This window comes from Myxococcus sp. AB025B (assembly GCF_006518215.1).
GTDB classification, from domain to species: domain Bacteria; phylum Myxococcota; class Myxococcia; order Myxococcales; family Myxococcaceae; genus Myxococcus; species Myxococcus fulvus.
On sequence record NZ_SRLW01000759.1, the window covers coordinates 1 to 390 of the forward strand.

Sequence of the window (390 nt, forward strand, 5' to 3'; positions counted from 1 at the left end):
ACCATCACCGTGGCGAAGGTGTCATCCGCGTAGAACAGGGGACGGATCCGCTTGCGCGTGCTCTCCACCAGCGTCGCGTAGCTCTCCGGGGGCTTGCGGCTCACGCGGATCGCGGAGATGTCGCTCAGCGTCTGCGGCCAGCCGTACATCCCGCCCAATACGCCCAGCACCAGCACCGCCGCCACGCCCACGGGCGCCAGCGTCCGCCACAGGGGCACCGCCTTCGCGCTCTCCCCTTCCGGCCGGTGGGCGCTCGCCTCGAACGCCAGCCCCGCGGCCACCAGGTTCGCCACCGCGCCCGCGACGAAGTTGCCCTGCATGCCCCAGAAGGGCATCAGCACCATGCCGCCCAGCACCGCGCCGGAGATGGTGCCCAGCGTGTTCCACAGG

General features: G+C 71.5%; 1 pseudogene. It reads right to left on the reverse strand.

Going from position 1 to position 390, the window contains the following annotated elements:
• Window positions 1-390: pseudogene (locus tag FL311_RS44830) on the reverse strand (spermidine synthase); the annotation flags it as partial.